Raw genomic sequence first — 16,774 nt, 5'->3', positions numbered from 1 at the left:
AATTATTCTGTTTTTATTTGTAAAATATTATATATAATTAATGAATAATTGTAATATTTTACATAATAAGGAGAGAGGATGAAGCTTTATCGATTAAGGGTTTGCATATTATTGTGCTCTTTAATCTTTATTATGCAGCCTTTTGCTAAAACATCTCTCTCCTCTTTCAATGTTACTGATCAATTGAACTCTTTAAGACGACATTATTATTGTCCAATTGATGATCGTGATTTTTCTCCAATTATATATGACTGTTTTTCAAGTCTGACAGGAAATCAATGTCATATTGATTATACTCAGTTTGAAAATAATTTCTCGATCTTTGGTAATAATCATTTTGTCACTTTACCTCCTTTACCAGTCCTTGCGCCGGAAAAGGCCTATTTAGAGGCCAGAAGGCTTCAGCGTTTATTAAGCAAGAATGTTCCCCGTGCACGAATTTATAGCAATAAACAAAATATGGAATGGATTAGACTGGCCAAAAAAGAAGTTGAAAAATCAGGTATTCTCTTGAAACGGGCACAGATTTTAGTTGTGGTTGATCGCAATCCCAAGGTTCAAGCTTTATGTTTTGTGCTGGCTTTTCCTCAAGGCACGGATCAATGGATGGCATTTGGGGGAGGGCATGTATCTACAGGAAAAAAAGGACGTAAATTATATTATGTCACACCGACAGGTGTATTCATGAATACTACGGAAAGGTTGGGATATCGCGCGTTGGGTACCAAGAATAAATTAGGGATTCGTGGTAACGGAACGAAAGGAATGCGAGTATGGGATTTTGGTTGGCAATGGGCTGAAAAAGGGTGGTTGCCTAATCATGTAAAAGGTCAGATTCGGTTGGAAATGCATGCAACAGATCCTGTATATTTGGAACCAAGACTGGGCAATTCTGCATCTGAAGGATGCGTTCGTATTTCTGCCCATATGAACCGTTTTATAGATCATTATGGTATCATAGATGTTTTATATGAGCAGGCCGCAAAACAGAATAAACGGTTTGAAGCTATTTTATCTAGAAATCGCCAGGTTACACCAATTGCTGGTGACCTGTTGGTTGTTGTTGATTCTTCAGAGAAAATTAAATGATAATTTCAAATAAAGAACTGGTAATTTGGTAAAGGGTTGGTTAACTAATATGGAATCATTTTCAATTTTCGATTTCAAGATAAGGAAAGTCTATGAATATTACTGAAAAAGAAGGCAAGTCATTACAGTCATATTTACAGAAAAAATTAGGGAATAACAATTTGAAGGTTATTTTGCCTAAACGTCAGGGACAGCCTGTTGAATTATGTATTCAAGATGGAAAAACGCTTGAGTCAATTGGAACAGTTTATCGTGATGAGGATGAAGGTGAAATTTCTTATGCGATCTCAATGACAATATTAGAAGAAGATCTTGTATAATCAGAACTAGTCTATTTATTCTGTTGGAAAAGTTGGGCAATAACCTGATCAGGTAAAGATATGTTTGTAATTTTCCAACGCCATCTTTGTAATTTCATTGTCAGGCTTAAGGGTGGCATGTTTTCACCAGGAATGATAATTCTTGCGTGCATTGTAAAAGGCGAAGAAAAATAGATATGGCTCGACATATAAATTTGTAATGCATTCTTCTTATTTTTCAAAGAAGAGGATGATGGCAATGTAGGCGGGGATATATAATCAAGTAAAACATGTAAACTATTGTGATTTATATGATGATCAATAGCATTACTTACCGCTTCAGTCGCAAAAGACGTTCCAAAATCCGGTAATTCATCCAGGTCTTCTTTTGAAGGGCTGTGAAAATCCTGAGTGAGATATTTTTTTAAGTGATCTTGAATAGAATGCCAGTTCAAACTTTTGGTTAGATATTTAGTATCGTGGGTCTGTATCGCCTTAGAAATTGACCATAGGGTCAAATATGGATAGGCAACGTATATCGTGCAAAATACAATTATGACCATTAACCATTTTATATATAAAAACAGATTTTTTCTATATTTTTTTTGGGATATGTATAAAAAAGTCATATTCTTGTTATTTAACCTGTTTGAATAAGATTTATGGTAATATGTCTCTTGCCTTTTTGAAAGAAAGCATTGAATTTATTATAACATAATTATTATTTTATATTATAGTAACGATTTGATCCCTTGATTTATATTTGAAAGACAAGATAAAATGCAATGCGGTTTTTTAGATCATCTTATTAAAAAAAGCTTAAATTGTTTTTTATACATTTCATTTTTTATATCAATATTTTGTTTAAATATTTTATGTTTTTCCTCGACCGCTTTTACTCAGGAAAAAAATCAGCATAAACAGTTTGTTCATAAAAAAAGTATCAGGAAAAAAAGCCACCCAGTTTCTCACAAGAAAAAAAAGGTTCATATACAGGAAAACTCTCAGACTCAATCTGTGAATAATAATGAGGGGGGGGGCACAGCTGCAGCTGGAACAGCAGTGGGAGTCGCAACCGCTTCAGCGGCCGCAATCCCCGCTGCAAGCAGCATTCCATCTCAGGAACCAGAAAAGGGTTCTGTAACAGGTTTGCCTATCCCTCATTTTCTTTCTTTACGTGCGGATGTGGTGAACATGCGAGCAGGTCCTGGAACCCGTTATCCTATTATCATGATTTATCACAGACGTCATATGCCAGTAAAAATTCTTAGGGAATTTGATGTTTGGCGTCTTATTGAGGACGTGGATGGACAAAAAGGATGGATCCAGCAGGCTATTTTATCCAGAGAGCGTTTTTTCATTACAACTGGAATGCCGCTCAGTGTCATGGATGATAAAGATAAATTACAAGACGAAACAAAAGAGAAATCAGAAGTAAAAAGCACAGACAGCTATATTTCAGAATATGTATCCAAAACACAAAATTCCCAATTATCGGGTCAGGGTGTCATTGTAAGGACTGTTCCACAAGAGTCGGCTGATCCAGTTGCGATTTTGAAACCCGGAGTTGTTGGAAGTATAAAAGAATGCCAACCCAACGCCAGTTGGTGTAAAGTTAAAATCAATACCTATATAGGATGGATACCAAGATCAAATATCTGGGGCTTGCTTCCCCAGGAAATTATCCAGCCTCATTAATTTTCTTATTGAATAATGATATATAGGAATAAAGAATTCAAATTTGATACGTTTGAATTCACAATTAAAAATGTAAGGAACTAATATTATGAAAGATAAATCATTGATCTTAAGAGATCGTCGGGCAAAAATTGTATCAACTTTGGGACCTGCTTCCTCAACAAAAGAAATGATCAAGGCTTTGTTTTTGGCCGGGGTTGATGTTTTTCGTTTGAATTTTTCCCATGGTACACATGAGGATCATGCAGAACGATATCGTATTATCCGTGAAATCGAAGAGGAAACAGGTAAGGTTATTGGTATTTTGGCCGATATTCAGGGACCTAAACTGCGCGTAGGTAATTTTGCAAATGGTAAGGTTACTCTAAAAAATGGAGCAATTTTTCGTTTAGATTTAGATCCGGCATTAGGTGATGAAAATCGTGTCTGTTTACCTCACAAAGAGATTATCCAAAGTGCAAAGCCAGGGGCAAGATTATTGCTTGATGACGGTAAGTTACGTTTGACGGTTCGGAATGTTGGTGCGGATTATTTGGAAACCGAAGTTACTGTCGGCGGTGTTTTATCTGATCATAAAGGTGTGAATGTTCCTGATATGGTTTTGCCCATTCCAGCATTGACAGAAAAAGATCATAAAGATTTACGTTTTGCATTGGATCTGGGTGTTGATTTTATCGGGCTTTCCTTTGTTCAGCGTCCAGAGGATGTTCAGGAAGCCAAGGCTATTTCCAATGGTAGAGCCTGGATTATTACCAAAATGGAAAAACCACAAGCAATTGAAAATCTTGATTCAATTCTTGAAGTTACGGATGGTGTAATGGTTGCCCGTGGTGATCTTGGTGTTGAAATGCCTCCTGAAGAGGTGCCCCTGGTTCAAATTCAGATTATTCGCAAGGCGCGCAGTCTTGGTAAACCAGTGATTGTGGCCACTCAGATGTTGGAAAGCATGATTTCATCACCAACACCTACCCGTGCTGAAGCTTCTGATGTTGCAACTGCTGTATTGGAGGGCGCTGATGCGGTCATGTTGTCTGCTGAAAGTGCGGCAGGTCAATATCCGAAAGAAGCAGTTTCCATTATGAACCGTATTATTACACGGGTTGAAAAAGATAAAGAGTGGACAAAATTAATGGAAGCCACGCGTGAACAACCTCAACGTAATATTGCTGATGCTATTGTTGCCGCTGCCCAGAAAATTTGTGCGACTTTGTCTGCACCCGCTGTTGTTGCCTATACGCATAAGGGAACAACAGCCTTGCGCATGTCGAGAGAACGTCCAAACAGTATGATTTTCAGTCTAACGCCAAGTGTTGAAGTGGCTCGTAGGTTGGCATTGGTTTGGGGTATTCATCCATGTACAACAAATGAGGCTTGCATACCTTCCTGTACTGTTGAACATATTGTTGATGAAGCCCGTAAAACGACGCAAGAACACAATATTGTCAAAAGGGGTGACCAAATTGTTGTTGTTGCCGGTGTTCCTTTTGGTCAGACAGGCAGCACGAATTTGATTCGTGTTACGGAAATCAACTAGTATTTTAATAAAAATAAAATAATTCCATTTTTTAATACGGGAATTTCTTTTCCCGTATTTTTTTTATTGTTTCAATTTGATCGGCAAGAAGAGAATATGTTATCGGTTGTCGAATAATAAAATTTTTCTCGTCTGTAAAATCGGATAAATTTACAAAGTTCTTTTCATAACCGGTAATGAAAAGAATTAGTAGATCTGGATAATTGTTGTGAAGTGTTGAAATTATATTTTGATTGTTGAATTGCTGTAATATCCTGGTATCAATAGTGATAAAATCGAAATTTGAGCTATTGTTTAGTAATGTTGTCGCCTCTGGATAAGTTTTAACCATGGTCGCTGTATAACCAAGATCTTCAAATGCCTCGCCTAAAAGTGTACGAAGATGGTAATCTTGTGAAATAATTAATGTTTTATAGCATAATTGCCGGGTATCATTTGTGAAAAAATTTTCCACAACCAAAGGGCGTCGATATCGTGGAAGATATAAATCAATAATAGTGCCTTCCATATACCTGGAATGCAGCTTTAAATATCCGCGTGACTGTCTGGTAAAACCATAAGCCATTGAAAGGCCGAGTCCGGCTCTTTTTCCCAAGGGTTTGGTTGTAAAAAATGGATCTGTAACACGGTCAATATATTCAGGCTTGATGCCTTTACCATTATCCTTTATACTTATTTTTACGTAGTCATCAGGTTTAATGGAAAGCTGATTGGCAAGAGTATGGTCAATAGATAAATTTTTACTGGATATATTTATTCTTCCTGTCAGGGATTGTATCGCTTCACAAGCATTTGTAAAAATATTGATCAGTGCGGTTTTAAATTGTTCTGGATCGCAAAAAACAGGCCAAATATCTTGACTCAAAGAAAAATCAAGAAAAATGGTTTTATCTGAATTCTTATGAAGTATGTTTTGAAAAACATCAGTCAGAATTTGAATGATGTGATTGGGGTTCGTAACGTGCGGAATGAGAGTTTGCCTTCTTGAGAAGGAAAGAAGCTGATTTGTAATGACTGAGGCTTGGGATGCCGCTTGTTGGGCAGCATTGATATAAGTGGGTAATTTTTCCAGTTTTTTTTGTTGAATTCTCAATTCCATTAATTCCAGATTTCCAATTATTCCACCAAGCAGAGTGTTGAAATCATGAGCTATGCCACCGATTAAATGCTCGATTGATTCTGTTTCTGGTTTTTTGTGATCGGTTATATTTGTAATGATTCCAAGGATACCGCTTATTTTATTATGTTCATTATGAACAGGATTAAAGGTAATGGTAATTTTTTGTAAGGGATGAGAGGATGAATTTTTGGCGTGCTGCTGTTGAAATGTGTAACTGAAGGATTCTCCTTGATAAACAAGTTTGATAATTTTATTGAAATTCTTGTTCTGTTCTGGCCAAACCTCCAGTAGAGGACGCCCCAAAAGGGCAGGATGTTTAAAATCAATAAAGGGAATGTAGGCTTCATTATAAAACGTGATATACTTTTCTCCCCAAAAAAGAATCATGGGAAGTGAAGAATTCATTAACAGGGAAATCGTTGTATGTAATGTGGACGGCCAATTTTTTTGTTCTCCCAGCGTTGTGTGTTTCCATTCAAATGTATTCATCAGTTTTTGAATCGATGGGAGTTTTGATGGCAATACGTTCATTTTATGATTATCTTAATTTTAGGGTGCTGAGGAAAAAGCCGATAAATTAAAATAAGATATCTTAATGAATAAGACCAATAAAATGATTATGCTTGCTTATTATTGATAAGGGATTTACGAATTTCCCGTCCTTTTTTAATTGTTTTTACAATATAGTCCTCATCTTGCCAGCGAATCGCTTTTGCCATTGCCTGGGCATCTTCGGTAAAGCGAGCCAGCATTTCCAGAATGGCTTCACGGTTATTGAGAAAAATATCCTTCCACATAATTGGATCAGATGCTGCAATCCGTGTAAAATCCCTAAATCCGGATGCCGCATAATCCAATACCTCGGAACGTGTTTCATCGGCCAGACTATCTGCTGTATTGCAGATAGTAAAGGCAAGTAGATGTGGCAAATGACTTACAATTGCGCAGATTTTATCATGATGTCTTATATCAAGAATGCGCGTATTCGCCCCCATGGCCTGCCAGAATCGCTCGATCTTATAAACGCTTTCTTTTCCGGTTGAGGTGGTGGGCGTTATCAGGCACCAACGATTTTCAAACAGAGATTCAAAACCGGCATCAGGACCGGAAAATTCTGTTCCGGCCATGGGATGTGCTGGAACAAAGGAAATATCAGAAGTTAGATAGGGAGTAATGGCGGCGATGACAGAAGCCTTGGTGGATCCTGTATCGGTAAGAATGGCCCCTTTTTTCATATGTGGAATAATTTGTTTGGCAACTTCTTGCATGGCACCAACAGGTATTGCGAGGATGACGCAATCTGCATTTTTAACTGACTCAACAGGGTCTGAACTGACTTTGTTGGCGATTTTTAATTTCTTAACGCGATGACAAACTTCAGGGTGATTATCAACAGCAACCGTATATTCTGAAATAGTGGGATCTTTTTGAATGCGTCGAAGAATTGAAGAACCGATTAATCCCGGGCCAATGACGGTGATATTTTTAAAAATTGGAATTGATGTAATTTTATTGGTCATAATGTTAATTTGTTTACTTGAAATTATTCAGAAGAGGGATCAACAATTTTTTTTATTTTTTGAATATTTATTCAAATAATGAATTTCAGTAATTTGCCATAATAGAAGGGTTGGCACCCCAATTAAAATATCTCTGGCCCTGCGCAAGAGAGAGAGGCTGAAGGATAAATGGGGATCAATGCCAAATATACTGCCTAAAAGAACGTATGCGCCTTCTTGTATACCAACACTAGCGGGAACAAGAAACCCGATGGAAAGGGCAACACATACAAAAGCCTCGATAATAACGGCCTCCTGAATGTTGATTGAAGCTCCCAGGAATTTATAACAAAGCCATGTTCCAACTGCACCAGCCAACCAGCCTATTAAATGGATAATACAGCTTAACAGAACATTTTTTGGATTCGACCAGATTTGATTGATTGAATTTTGAAAGGAATCTGCATTGGCATTAACTTGATCCTCCCATTGTTGGGCAATATTTTTGCTGAGAAAATTGACAAGTTTTTTAATTAAGGCGCTTCCTTGTCGTTGGGACCAAATAAGGGAAATGCTGCCTATCAACAGAAAAAAAATTCCAATGATGATAAACCATTTAAGATTGAGTTTGGTGCCGGGAACGGTAATATTTTGTAAGGTCTCATGATATTGTCCAATTATCAGGAAGCATATGCCAACAATGATAAAAACAATTTGTCCAAGTGTCTCGGTGGTAATATCAACGATATTCGAGCTGACGGCATGGGCAATTGAAAGATCTTTAGGGTTTTTAATATAACGGTAACCTTTAAAACATACGGCGCGGATACTTAAAAGAATTCCGCCAACTTGTGAAAAAGGTAGACAGGTTGCCGCAGATTCCCGTAAGAAACGGGCCCATATCAAGCGCAGTATGCCTATATCAGGACAGATGACATGCCAAGCATAACTTAGTAAAAGAATGACAATAACCTGCCATGAAGAAAGAATGAGTAATCCTTTTATTCCCACCGAGGAAAAAGATTGAACAATACTGTCCATACCAACCCAGACAGCTCCGCCAATGAGAAGGGTAAGTCCGAGAAAGAACAAAATAATTGAGATTTTTTTCAAAACAAACCGTATGTTATTTTATTAGAAAGTTATTTTATATTATTAAATTATTTGCATACTAGTTAGAAATAGAGCTAATTACAATACACGTTCCTACGTATCTTAGTTATTGATTTGCAAAACTTAAAAAATATAAACATGATGAATGAGGTCGAGATGGTCGCGCCAACGTTTGTGACAGGAGCAACAGGCTTTGTAGGTTCTGCCGTAGCCCGCAATTTAATTGCCCATGGACATCAACTTAAATTATTGGTTCGGGCGAATAGTAATCGTCAAAATGTGCATGGATTGGAGGCTGAATTGGTCGAGGGGGATCTGGCTAATCCCACAAGTTTTGCCGATGCGTTGCAAGGGTGTCGATATCTTTTTCATGTGGCAGCTGATTATCGGTTATGGGTACCGGATCCTAACAGAATGATGTATATTAATGTCGAAGGCACACGTCAGCTGATGCTGGCCGCAATGGAAGCTGGCATTGAAAAAATTGTTTATTGTTCTTCTGTGGCAGCCCTTGGATTGGTTGGGGACGGCAGTGTTGCTGATGAAACAACACCTGTTCATCATATAATTGGTGCTTATAAACAGTCCAAATATCAGGCTGAACAGGCTGTGTTGGAGCTTGTAAAAAACAAAAAATTGCCGGCGGTGATTGTTAATCCCTCTACCCCCATTGGTCCTGGCGATATAAAACCCACTCCTACGGGAAAAATGATTTTGGACTGTGCCTCTGGAAAAATGCCCGCTTATGTTGATACAGGCTTGAATATTGTGCATGTTGATGATGTTGCCAATGGGCATCGGTTGGCTTTGGAAAAGGGACGTATTGGTGAAAAATATATTTTAGGTGGTGAAAATATGTTATTACGGGAACTCTTTTCAATTGTCGCTGAAATTGCTGGTGTAAAACCTCCCTTAATAAGACTTAATCAGAAGGTTTTGTGGCCGGTAGCTGTTATTTCGGAGTGGTTGGCTCGTACACTTAATATAGAGCCACGGGTTACGCGTGAAATGCTGATGATGTCTTATAAAAAAATGTTTTTCTCTCCTGCCAAGGCAGAAAGGGAACTTGGTTATACATTCAGGCCTGCAAAAGAGGCCTTGAAAGATTCCCTGTTATGGTTTTGGAAGCAAGGATATCTTAAACAATAAAATAATTTAAAGACTTGAAATTTAAGATGAATATAAATGGTGCAATATTATGTTAGTATTGGCAGGTATTTCTTTTGCAATCTGGATAGGATTGATTTTTTTTCATGGTCGTTTTTGGAGTAGGGGACCGATTTTATATCCTCTATCTCGGGAAGAGCAAAAGAAGCAGGATTGTTGGCCAGAATTGCATGTTATTGTCCCGGCGCGTAATGAGGCGAAAACAATCGAGAACGTCATTTTATCCTTGTTAAATCAGGATTATGCTGGACGGTATGATGTTACATTGGTTAATGATGGAAGTACTGATGGAACCGGAACACTGGTCAGGAAACTGAGGGAGACCTTGTCGGAAGATCAACGTGAAAAACTACAAATTGTTGATGCATCTTTTCGTCCCGATGGATGGAGTGGTAAATTGTGGGCCTTGTCACAAGGAATAACAAAGGTTACTCAACAGAGGTCAATGAAAAATTCTTTTTTCTTTTTTACTGATGCCGATATTTTTCATGAACCGACTCATCTTTCCTCTTTGGTAAATAAGGCTTTACGGGATAATTTGAATTTAGTATCCGAAATGGTAAAGCTTCGTTGTGAAAGTTTTTTTGAAAAAGCCTTGATTCCTGCCTTTATTTTTTTCTTTTGTATGCTTTATCCTTTTTCAAGGGTGAATAAAGCTTCGAGCACTGTTGCGGCAGGGGCGGGCGGAACAGTTTTAATTCGAAAAGAGGCCTTGGATCGGATTGGTGGTATTGCAGCGCTGAAAGATGCATTGATTGATGATGTAACCTTGGCGTCTTTGGTTAAAAGAAATTGCGGAAAAATTTATCTGGGACATAGTTCTCAAGCTGTTTCATTAAGGCCTTATGAATCTGTTGAATCCATTTGGAACATGATTACACGTTCTGCTTATGTTCAGTTGAATTATTCATTGGTTTGGTTAATGGTAACCATTATCTTGATGACGCTGATTTGGTTCACGCCTTTTTTACAGGTTGTTTTTTCCCAGGGACGTGTGCAGCAACTGGCATTTATCACCTATATGATGTCAATTTTGTCATTTGTTCCGACCTTATCTCGTTTTCAAATTTCCTATTTATGGATTTTGGTTTTACCATTTATTGCTTTGTTCTATTTGTTTGCGACAATTGGTTCAGCAATTAATTATTACCGGGGGAAGGGAATGGTCTGGAAAGGCAGGGCTTATACAGACAATTCCGGTACAGCTCATGAACAGGAAACCGGTATGGGTTTAGGAGATCTGGTTTCAGTACGGAATGGGCACAAAAATGCAAAACAGAAGGATTAATTTATGCGTTCAGTGAATAATCATTGTGATCTGTATGATTTTTCAATTTGGGGGAATGAAGATGTTTCTTCTGGCAAGGGGGCAAAAGATGAGAATTTTCCAGTAGGATCTTTATTGATTAGCCGTAAATTGAGACCTCATGTACAGGCATATTATAATTTCGCAAGGGTTATTGATGATATCGCTGATTCCGAAATGTTAAGTTCGGAAGAAAAAGTTAAACGATTGAATGGAATGCAGGCTGTTTTATGTGATGATGTGCCGGCACCCGATCGGGCTGATGTCCAGTCTGCAAGATATTTACGTAACAGTTTGTTGGAAACGGGTGTATCTTTTGACACTGCAACGGATTTATTGATTGCATTTCGTCAGGATGCAGTAAAAAATAGGTATGAAACTTTTTCCGAGCTTCTCGAATATTGTCGATACTCTGCCAATCCTGTTGGTCATTATCTACTTGATCTTCATAAGGAAAATGCTGATACAAGGCCAGCTGCAGATGCGTTATGCACCTCTTTACAAATTCTTAATCATTTGCAGGATTGTAGGGCTGACCTCATTCGTCTTGATCGCTGTTATATCCCGTTGGATATGCTGCGTGCAGAAAATGTTGACGTGCAGGCGGTTAAAGACGAGGGAACAATAAGCGGATTAAGGAATGTATTTGATTATATTCTTGACTATATTGATGATTTAAACAGGGAAGCCGAACAATTAATACGATTGACGTCCAATCGACGGTTAAGAATGGAGAGTTCTGTAATTCTTACGCTTGCATGTTCCTTGACTGAGCATTTGAGAAAAGAGGATCCATTGGCAACAAGAGTGAAACTGAATTATAAGGATGCGATCAAGGCTGTTCTATATGCTTGTCCACATATTTTAAGATAATAGTCCTGAAAAAGATAAATTATTGATATAGGGTAATAGATTATCCTATTATTTAATTTGCTAATTTTTGTTTTCTTGCTTAAAACTGACTTAATTTATTTTTAACTATGGAAAGGTCCGATCAAATTATGCAAAAGCCGCTAGCTGAAACTGCACAGATAATGGGATGTAGCGAGCTTGATTTGATCTTTGTCGAGGCAATCGTTCGTCATGCCAAGACATCTTTTGCCGCAGGCATGAAAATGTTATCCCCTGAGCGTCGTTACGGTATGTTCGCCTTGTACAGTTTTTGTCGCATTGTTGACGATATTGCGGACGATATGGGTGAACCTGAGGTTAAACAGAAACAATTGCAGAAATGGCGCGATAAAATTGAGCTTCTGTATAATGGAAAGGCTGATGGTTCCGTTGAGAATGTATTGCTGGGCTCAATTCAACAGTTTGGATTGAGGAAAGAAGATTTTCTTGCCATTATTGATGGTATGGAAATGGATGTATTAAATCCTGTTATTGCTCCTGATGAAGTCAAACTAGATTTGTATTGTGATCGGGTCGCTTCGGCAGTGGGTCGTTTGGCAATCCGGATTTTTGGGGATTCATCAGAAGCGGCTGAAAAAGTCGCTTATCATTTGGGCCGGGCACTACAGATAACAAATATTTTGCGCGATCTAGAGGAAGATATCGAACGAGGGCGCTTGTATTTACCGAAAGAATTGTTGGAACGTTTTCATATTTCCCTGATTCCTGAACGATGTATGGAGAATCCCTCAATTCAAGAAGTTTGCAATATTATGTCATATCGTGCCCTGGATCATTTTCGTTCTGCCGCGAACTATATGAGGCAATGTAAAGTTGATGCCATTCGGCCTGCAAAAATTATGGCAGCTACTTATCGCTTTTTATTGGGTAAACAAAAAAAATTGGGGTGGAAAAAACCTTTTAAAAGAGCATCCTTATCGACAGGGGAAAAAGTTATTGTTGGTATGGCTGGATTGATGGTATAGCGTTCAATAATATGGCAAAGAAACATATTCATATTATTGGTGGGGGGCTGGCTGGCTTGTCTGCCGCTGTCTTTTTATCTTCAAGGACAGATGCGCAAATCGCGCTTTATGAAGGAAGTCCAACATTTGGTGGGCGGGCCCGTTCTTTTTATGATTCAAAATTGGATCGTTTGATCGATAACGGTAATCATTTAATTCTTTCTGGAAATGATGCCGTTTTTGATTATTTGAACAAAATAGATTCCATGAACAGTCTGACCAGTTCAGGAATTCCCCTATTTCCCTTTTTTGATCTTGATGAAAACAAACATTGGGATGTTAGTTTATCAAATGGAAGATTCCCTTGGTGGCTATTTAGTAAAAACCGTCGGGTTCCAGGTTTTAAATTTCCCGAATTGATGGCTTTGTGGCATTTAATTAAGGCAAATCATAGTCAAACTGTTGCCGATTGTTTGGTAAATGGTGAATTTTCCCGTCGTCTTCTGAAACCGTTTGCCATTTCTGTTTTGAATACTTCTTGTGAGGTTGGTAGCGCAATTTTGCTGGGTTCTGTTGTGCGTCAGTCTTTGCTAAAGGGAGGAAAGGCCTGTGTTCCCTATTTTCCAAGGGAGGGATTGTCAGAAACCTTTGTAAAACCGGCTTTATCTCTGATAAAATTGCAAGGGGGCAAAGTTCATGCGACATCCCGTCTTTCTGAACTGCATCGGAAAGACGGATATATTGATTATTTTATCGTGAATAATGAAAAAATAGAACTTAATTCAGAGGACCAGGTTATTCTTGCGGTTAATCCTTATACGGCAAGACAGGTTTTATCTCCGATTTTACCTGACATTCCCTTGCCAGATGAATTTGAAAGTATATTGAATCTTCATTATAAAGTTGATTTTGCCTTGCAAATGAAGGGGAGTGTCGAAAAGGCAAGGTTCATCGGTGTTATTGGTGGAATTAGTGAATGGATTTTTGTTAAAGACGGGGTGATTTCGGTAACTGTAAGTGCCGCCAATCGTTTTACGGGGTCCGATCCTGAAAATTTATCAAAATTAATTTGGCAGGAAATCAGGACAACCCTTGAACCTTTCTTTTTTTCCCCTTTGCCTGAAGACGTGCCGTCCTATCGTCTGTTGTGGGAAAAAAGGGCCAGTTTTGCCGCAACGATAGAACAAAATAAACGTCGTCCTTCCTGTTATACGATATGTCCAAACCTGTTTTTGGCAGGAGACTGGACCGCTACAGGTCTTCCCTCAACAATTGAGGGGGCTATCCGTTCGGGATATAAGGCGGCTCAGGCTATTTTATAGCTTATAAACTCGGGATAATTAAGGTTAGATTTTTTATCAAAATTCAAATAGTAATGGTTTATTTATAATAAAATAAGGAAATATTCAATTATGCTAGATCATACTGGTGATTTGGGAAAGGGAATAGATAATGACGATTTGGACGCAGCAATTTCTCGAGCACAGCATGTATTAACTGAACATCAGAATGAAGATGGACATTGGGTATTTGAACTGGAGGCGGATGCAACTATCCCTGCTGAATATGTATTGTTGGAACATTTTCTGAATCGTATAGACCGGGATTTGGAAAATAAAATTGGCGTTTACTTGCGCCGTATCCAAGGGGATCATGGTGGATGGCCTCTTTATTATCAAGGAAAATTTGATCTTTCGGCTTCCGTAAAGGCTTATTTTGCTTTAAAGGCTATTGGGGATGATATTGATGCACCCCATATGAAACGTGCCAGAGAGGCCATTCTTGCGCATGGCGGTGCGGAAAGAACCAATGTTTTCACACGTATTCAAATGGCGTTGTTTGGTGAGGTTCCATGGCATGCCACTCCTGCAATGCCGATTGAATTGATGCTGATGCCCAAGAAAGCATTGTTTTCCATTTGGAATATGTCATATTGGTCCAGAACAGTTGTTGTTCCTTTATTGATTCTGGCCGCTTTGAAACCCAAGGCGATTAACCCTCGTAGTATTCATATTCAGGAATTGTTTGTAACTCCGCCTGATCAGGTCAGCAACTGGATTAAGGGTCCGTTCCGGTCTTATTGGGGACATGTCTTTAAAGGACTGGATAAAGTTGTAAGACCTGCTGAAAAATATATTCCATCTGTTTTACGGAAAAAATCCATTCAGAAAGCATTGGAATTCGTTGATGCACGATTGAATGGGGAAGACGGGCTGGGAGCAATTTATCCAGCCATGGCAAATTCTGTGATGGCATATCATGCGTTGGGAATTGCCGATGATGATCCACGCGCTGCGATTGCCTGGCGTTCTGTGAAAAAATTATTGATTGAGACGGATACAGAAGCCTATTGTCAACCTTGTGTTTCACCTATTTGGGATACTGCCTTGACTGGCCATGCCGTAATTGAAACCATAAGTCATAATCGAGCAGTGGATCGAGAGGTAACCTCACAAAAATTGGCGAAAAGTTTGAAATGGCTGAAAGATCGCCAGATTTTGGATGTAAAGGGAGACTGGATTATTAACTCTCCCGAAACAGCTCCTGGAGGATGGGCATTTCAATATAGAAATGATTATTATCCAGATGTTGATGATACGGCTGTTGTCGGTATGTTGCTACATCGTGATTGTAATCCGGAACATGCCGAATCAATTGAACGTGCCCGTCAGTGGATAATTGGCATGCAAAGCTCGAATGGTGGTTGGGGGGCCTTTGATATCGACAATAATAAAATGATCCTGAATCATATCCCTTTTGCTGATCATGGCGCTTTGCTGGATCCTCCTACGGCTGATGTAACGGCGCGTTGTGTTTCTTTTCTGGCACAGCTTAATTATCCTGAAGATAAAGCGGTAATCGATAAGGCAATTCAATATTTACGTTCTGAACAGGAAGATGCAGGTTGCTGGTTCGGGCGTTGGGGAACGAATTATATTTATGGAACATGGTCGGTTTTATGCGCCTTAAATGCAGCTGGAGTTTCTCATGAAGATCCAATGGTAAAACGTGCGGTTAAATGGTTACTTTATGTACAGAGACCAGAGGGAGGATGGGGTGAAGATGAAGCCTCCTATGAGGATGCGCCAAAAGGCGTTTATAATCAAGGCATGCCTTCTCAGACTGCCTGGGCATTACTCGGATTAATGGCAGCGGGACAAGTCAAACACCCAGCGGTGCAAAAAGGGATGGCCTGGCTGATGAGCGCCCAGAAAGAAAATGGTCACTGGGAAGAAAACCCTTATAATGCCGTGGGATTTCCAAAAGTGTTTTATCTTCGTTATCATGGATATAAACAGTTTTTTCCTTTATTGGCCTTATCACGTTTTCGCAATCTTCAAGCGAGTAACAGTGGAAAAGTCGAGGTTGGGTTTTAATGATATACAACCGCCTTGGCATTTTGGTTGGAATGGATTTTGAGGCGAGATTAGCCTCAACTTTAGCTCCCGCTGCTGTTGAAACGAGCGGGGCGAACTATCTGGGTGCAAAAAAAGCCCTTGAGCGATTGTCGGTGGAAAAAATTGATTCAATCGTATCTTTTGGATTTGCTGCCGGTTTGGATCCCGTTATTAAGGCAGGTACAATATTATTGCCGCATAGTGTAGTTGCCGAGAATAGGGAATATCATGCGGATGCTGAATTAAGGACCTGGTTGGGGGCGGAAAAATCAGAAGTCAAGCTCGGAAGTTTATTGCATAGCAATGAAATTGTGACCTCTGCCCAAAAAAAAGAAAGGCTTTTTAAAGATTCGGCCTGTTTGGCAGTTGATATGGAAAGTGGTCTGGTTGCGCAGTTTGCTCAGGAGAAACATATTCCGTTTGCTGTTTTACGTGTTGTATGCGATACGGCAAGTCGGAATCTTCCACTTCTTGTTTCTTCAGTCTTGACACAGGATGGCAAATTGAATTTTTCCAGGATTGCCGGAAGTCTGTTAACCTGTCCATTTCAGATTAAGGATTTGTTTGGCGTGGGTATGGATATGGCTCGAGCATACTGGCATTTAAAACGGTATCTTGCCAATTTTCATTAGAAAATATTGTATAATATGTGAAATCCCTGTTACAGAATTTTATGGTAACAGGAATATTTATTT

15 protein-coding genes are annotated in these 16,774 nt (G+C 38.9%); 11 read left to right on the top strand and 4 right to left on the bottom strand.

Annotated elements, in window-relative coordinates; all coding sequences use genetic code 11:
- Positions 1 to 78: 78 nt before the first annotated feature.
- Entirely contained in the window at positions 79 to 1,089 is a 1,011-nt protein-coding gene (locus GM552_RS07985) for a L,D-transpeptidase (RefSeq protein WP_155566018.1), read from the top strand.
- A gap of 92 nt (positions 1,090 to 1,181) precedes the next feature.
- Entirely contained in the window at positions 1,182 to 1,409 is a 228-nt protein-coding gene (locus GM552_RS07980; protein ID WP_155566017.1) for a DUF3126 family protein, read from the top strand.
- 11 nt (positions 1,410 to 1,420) lie between these two features.
- Here GM552_RS07980 and GM552_RS07975 read toward each other — a convergent pair whose 3' ends face one another.
- The gene (locus GM552_RS07975) at positions 1,421 to 1,951 is read right to left on the bottom strand and encodes a DUF2939 domain-containing protein (protein ID WP_196424880.1); all 531 of its coding nucleotides are present in this window, start codon (positions 1,949 to 1,951) and stop codon (positions 1,421 to 1,423) included.
- Positions 1,952 to 2,405: 454 nt separating this feature from the next.
- Here GM552_RS07975 and GM552_RS07970 point away from each other — a divergent pair, with 454 nt between their 5' ends.
- Together GM552_RS07970 and pyk are read left to right on the top strand one after the other, a co-directional pair.
- Entirely contained in the window at positions 2,406 to 3,086 is a 681-nt protein-coding gene (locus GM552_RS07970) for an SH3 domain-containing protein (protein WP_162988616.1), read from the top strand.
- An 88-nt stretch (positions 3,087 to 3,174) separates the two neighbouring features.
- The gene (pyk, locus tag GM552_RS07965; RefSeq protein ID WP_155566014.1) at positions 3,175 to 4,620 is read left to right on the top strand and encodes a pyruvate kinase; all 1,446 of its coding nucleotides are present in this window, start codon (positions 3,175 to 3,177) and stop codon (positions 4,618 to 4,620) included.
- Between the two features lie 31 nt (positions 4,621 to 4,651).
- Here pyk and GM552_RS07960 read toward each other — a convergent pair whose 3' ends face one another.
- From GM552_RS07960 to GM552_RS07950, 3 genes are all read right to left on the bottom strand, one after another.
- Entirely contained in the window at positions 4,652 to 6,271 is a 1,620-nt protein-coding gene (locus tag GM552_RS07960) for an ATP-binding protein (protein WP_155566013.1), read from the bottom strand.
- Between the two features lie 86 nt (positions 6,272 to 6,357).
- Complete coding sequence (locus GM552_RS07955; protein ID WP_155566012.1) at positions 6,358 to 7,260, bottom strand: prephenate dehydrogenase/arogenate dehydrogenase family protein; 903 nt, start codon at positions 7,258 to 7,260, stop codon at positions 6,358 to 6,360.
- A 39-nt stretch (positions 7,261 to 7,299) separates the two neighbouring features.
- A complete protein-coding gene (locus GM552_RS07950; protein ID WP_155566011.1) occupies positions 7,300 to 8,352 on the bottom strand; it encodes a lysylphosphatidylglycerol synthase domain-containing protein in 1,053 nt (350 codons plus the stop codon).
- Between the two features lie 156 nt (positions 8,353 to 8,508).
- Here GM552_RS07950 and hpnA point away from each other — a divergent pair, with 156 nt between their 5' ends.
- From hpnA to GM552_RS07915, 7 genes are all read left to right on the top strand, one after another.
- Positions 8,509 to 9,501, top strand: coding sequence for a hopanoid-associated sugar epimerase (hpnA, locus tag GM552_RS07945; protein WP_155566010.1), 993 nt, complete (start codon positions 8,509 to 8,511; stop codon positions 9,499 to 9,501).
- Positions 9,502 to 9,550: 49 nt separating this feature from the next.
- Positions 9,551 to 10,807, top strand: a complete 1,257-nt coding sequence (locus GM552_RS07940) for a glycosyltransferase (protein WP_155566009.1) — start codon at positions 9,551 to 9,553, stop codon at positions 10,805 to 10,807.
- A 3-nt stretch (positions 10,808 to 10,810) separates the two neighbouring features.
- On the top strand, positions 10,811 to 11,698 hold the full coding sequence (locus tag GM552_RS07935) for a squalene/phytoene synthase family protein (protein WP_155566008.1): 888 nt from the start codon (positions 10,811 to 10,813) through the stop codon (positions 11,696 to 11,698).
- Positions 11,699 to 11,826: 128 nt separating this feature from the next.
- The gene (hpnD, locus tag GM552_RS07930) at positions 11,827 to 12,702 is read left to right on the top strand and encodes a presqualene diphosphate synthase HpnD (protein ID WP_155566007.1); all 876 of its coding nucleotides are present in this window, start codon (positions 11,827 to 11,829) and stop codon (positions 12,700 to 12,702) included.
- Positions 12,703 to 12,713: 11 nt separating this feature from the next.
- Entirely contained in the window at positions 12,714 to 14,003 is a 1,290-nt protein-coding gene (gene hpnE / locus GM552_RS07925) for a hydroxysqualene dehydroxylase HpnE (protein WP_155566006.1), read from the top strand.
- Between the two features lie 90 nt (positions 14,004 to 14,093).
- Positions 14,094 to 16,058 carry a squalene--hopene cyclase gene (gene shc / locus GM552_RS07920; protein WP_155566005.1) on the top strand — a complete coding sequence of 655 codons (1,965 nt, stop codon included), beginning with the start codon at positions 14,094 to 14,096 and terminating at the stop codon, positions 16,056 to 16,058.
- A complete protein-coding gene (locus GM552_RS07915) occupies positions 16,058 to 16,711 on the top strand; it encodes a hypothetical protein (protein ID WP_155566004.1) in 654 nt (217 codons plus the stop codon). Before shc ends, GM552_RS07915 begins: the two co-directional genes overlap by 1 nt.
- Positions 16,712 to 16,774 lie beyond the last annotated feature (63 nt).

The sequence above is a fragment of the Commensalibacter sp. ESL0382 genome (assembly GCF_009725775.1).
GTDB lineage: Bacteria > Pseudomonadota > Alphaproteobacteria > Acetobacterales > Acetobacteraceae > Commensalibacter > Commensalibacter melissae.
This window is presented reverse-complemented; position numbering and strand designations above follow the sequence as displayed.

Excerpts from the sequence above, each read along its gene's own strand:
- GM552_RS07980 (WP_155566017.1), top strand. The coding sequence starts at position 1,182 with ATGAATATTACTGAAAAAGAAGGCAAGTCATTACAGTCATATTTACAG.
- GM552_RS07935 (WP_155566008.1), top strand. The coding sequence starts at position 10,811 with ATGCGTTCAGTGAATAATCATTGTGATCTGTATGATTTTTCAATTTGG.
- GM552_RS07960 (WP_155566013.1), bottom strand. The coding sequence starts at position 6,271 with ATGAACGTATTGCCATCAAAACTCCCATCGATTCAAAAACTGATGAAT.
- hpnE (WP_155566006.1), top strand. The coding sequence starts at position 12,714 with ATGGCAAAGAAACATATTCATATTATTGGTGGGGGGCTGGCTGGCTTG.
- GM552_RS07985 (WP_155566018.1), top strand. The coding sequence starts at position 79 with ATGAAGCTTTATCGATTAAGGGTTTGCATATTATTGTGCTCTTTAATC.
- hpnD (WP_155566007.1), top strand. The coding sequence starts at position 11,827 with ATGCAAAAGCCGCTAGCTGAAACTGCACAGATAATGGGATGTAGCGAG.
- GM552_RS07915 (WP_155566004.1), top strand. The coding sequence starts at position 16,058 with ATGATATACAACCGCCTTGGCATTTTGGTTGGAATGGATTTTGAGGCG.
- GM552_RS07955 (WP_155566012.1), bottom strand. The coding sequence starts at position 7,260 with ATGACCAATAAAATTACATCAATTCCAATTTTTAAAAATATCACCGTC.
- pyk (WP_155566014.1), top strand. The coding sequence starts at position 3,175 with ATGAAAGATAAATCATTGATCTTAAGAGATCGTCGGGCAAAAATTGTA.
- hpnA (WP_155566010.1), top strand. The coding sequence starts at position 8,509 with ATGGTCGCGCCAACGTTTGTGACAGGAGCAACAGGCTTTGTAGGTTCT.
- GM552_RS07940 (WP_155566009.1), top strand. The coding sequence starts at position 9,551 with ATGTTAGTATTGGCAGGTATTTCTTTTGCAATCTGGATAGGATTGATT.
- GM552_RS07975 (WP_196424880.1), bottom strand. The coding sequence starts at position 1,951 with ATGGTCATAATTGTATTTTGCACGATATACGTTGCCTATCCATATTTG.
- shc (WP_155566005.1), top strand. The coding sequence starts at position 14,094 with ATGCTAGATCATACTGGTGATTTGGGAAAGGGAATAGATAATGACGAT.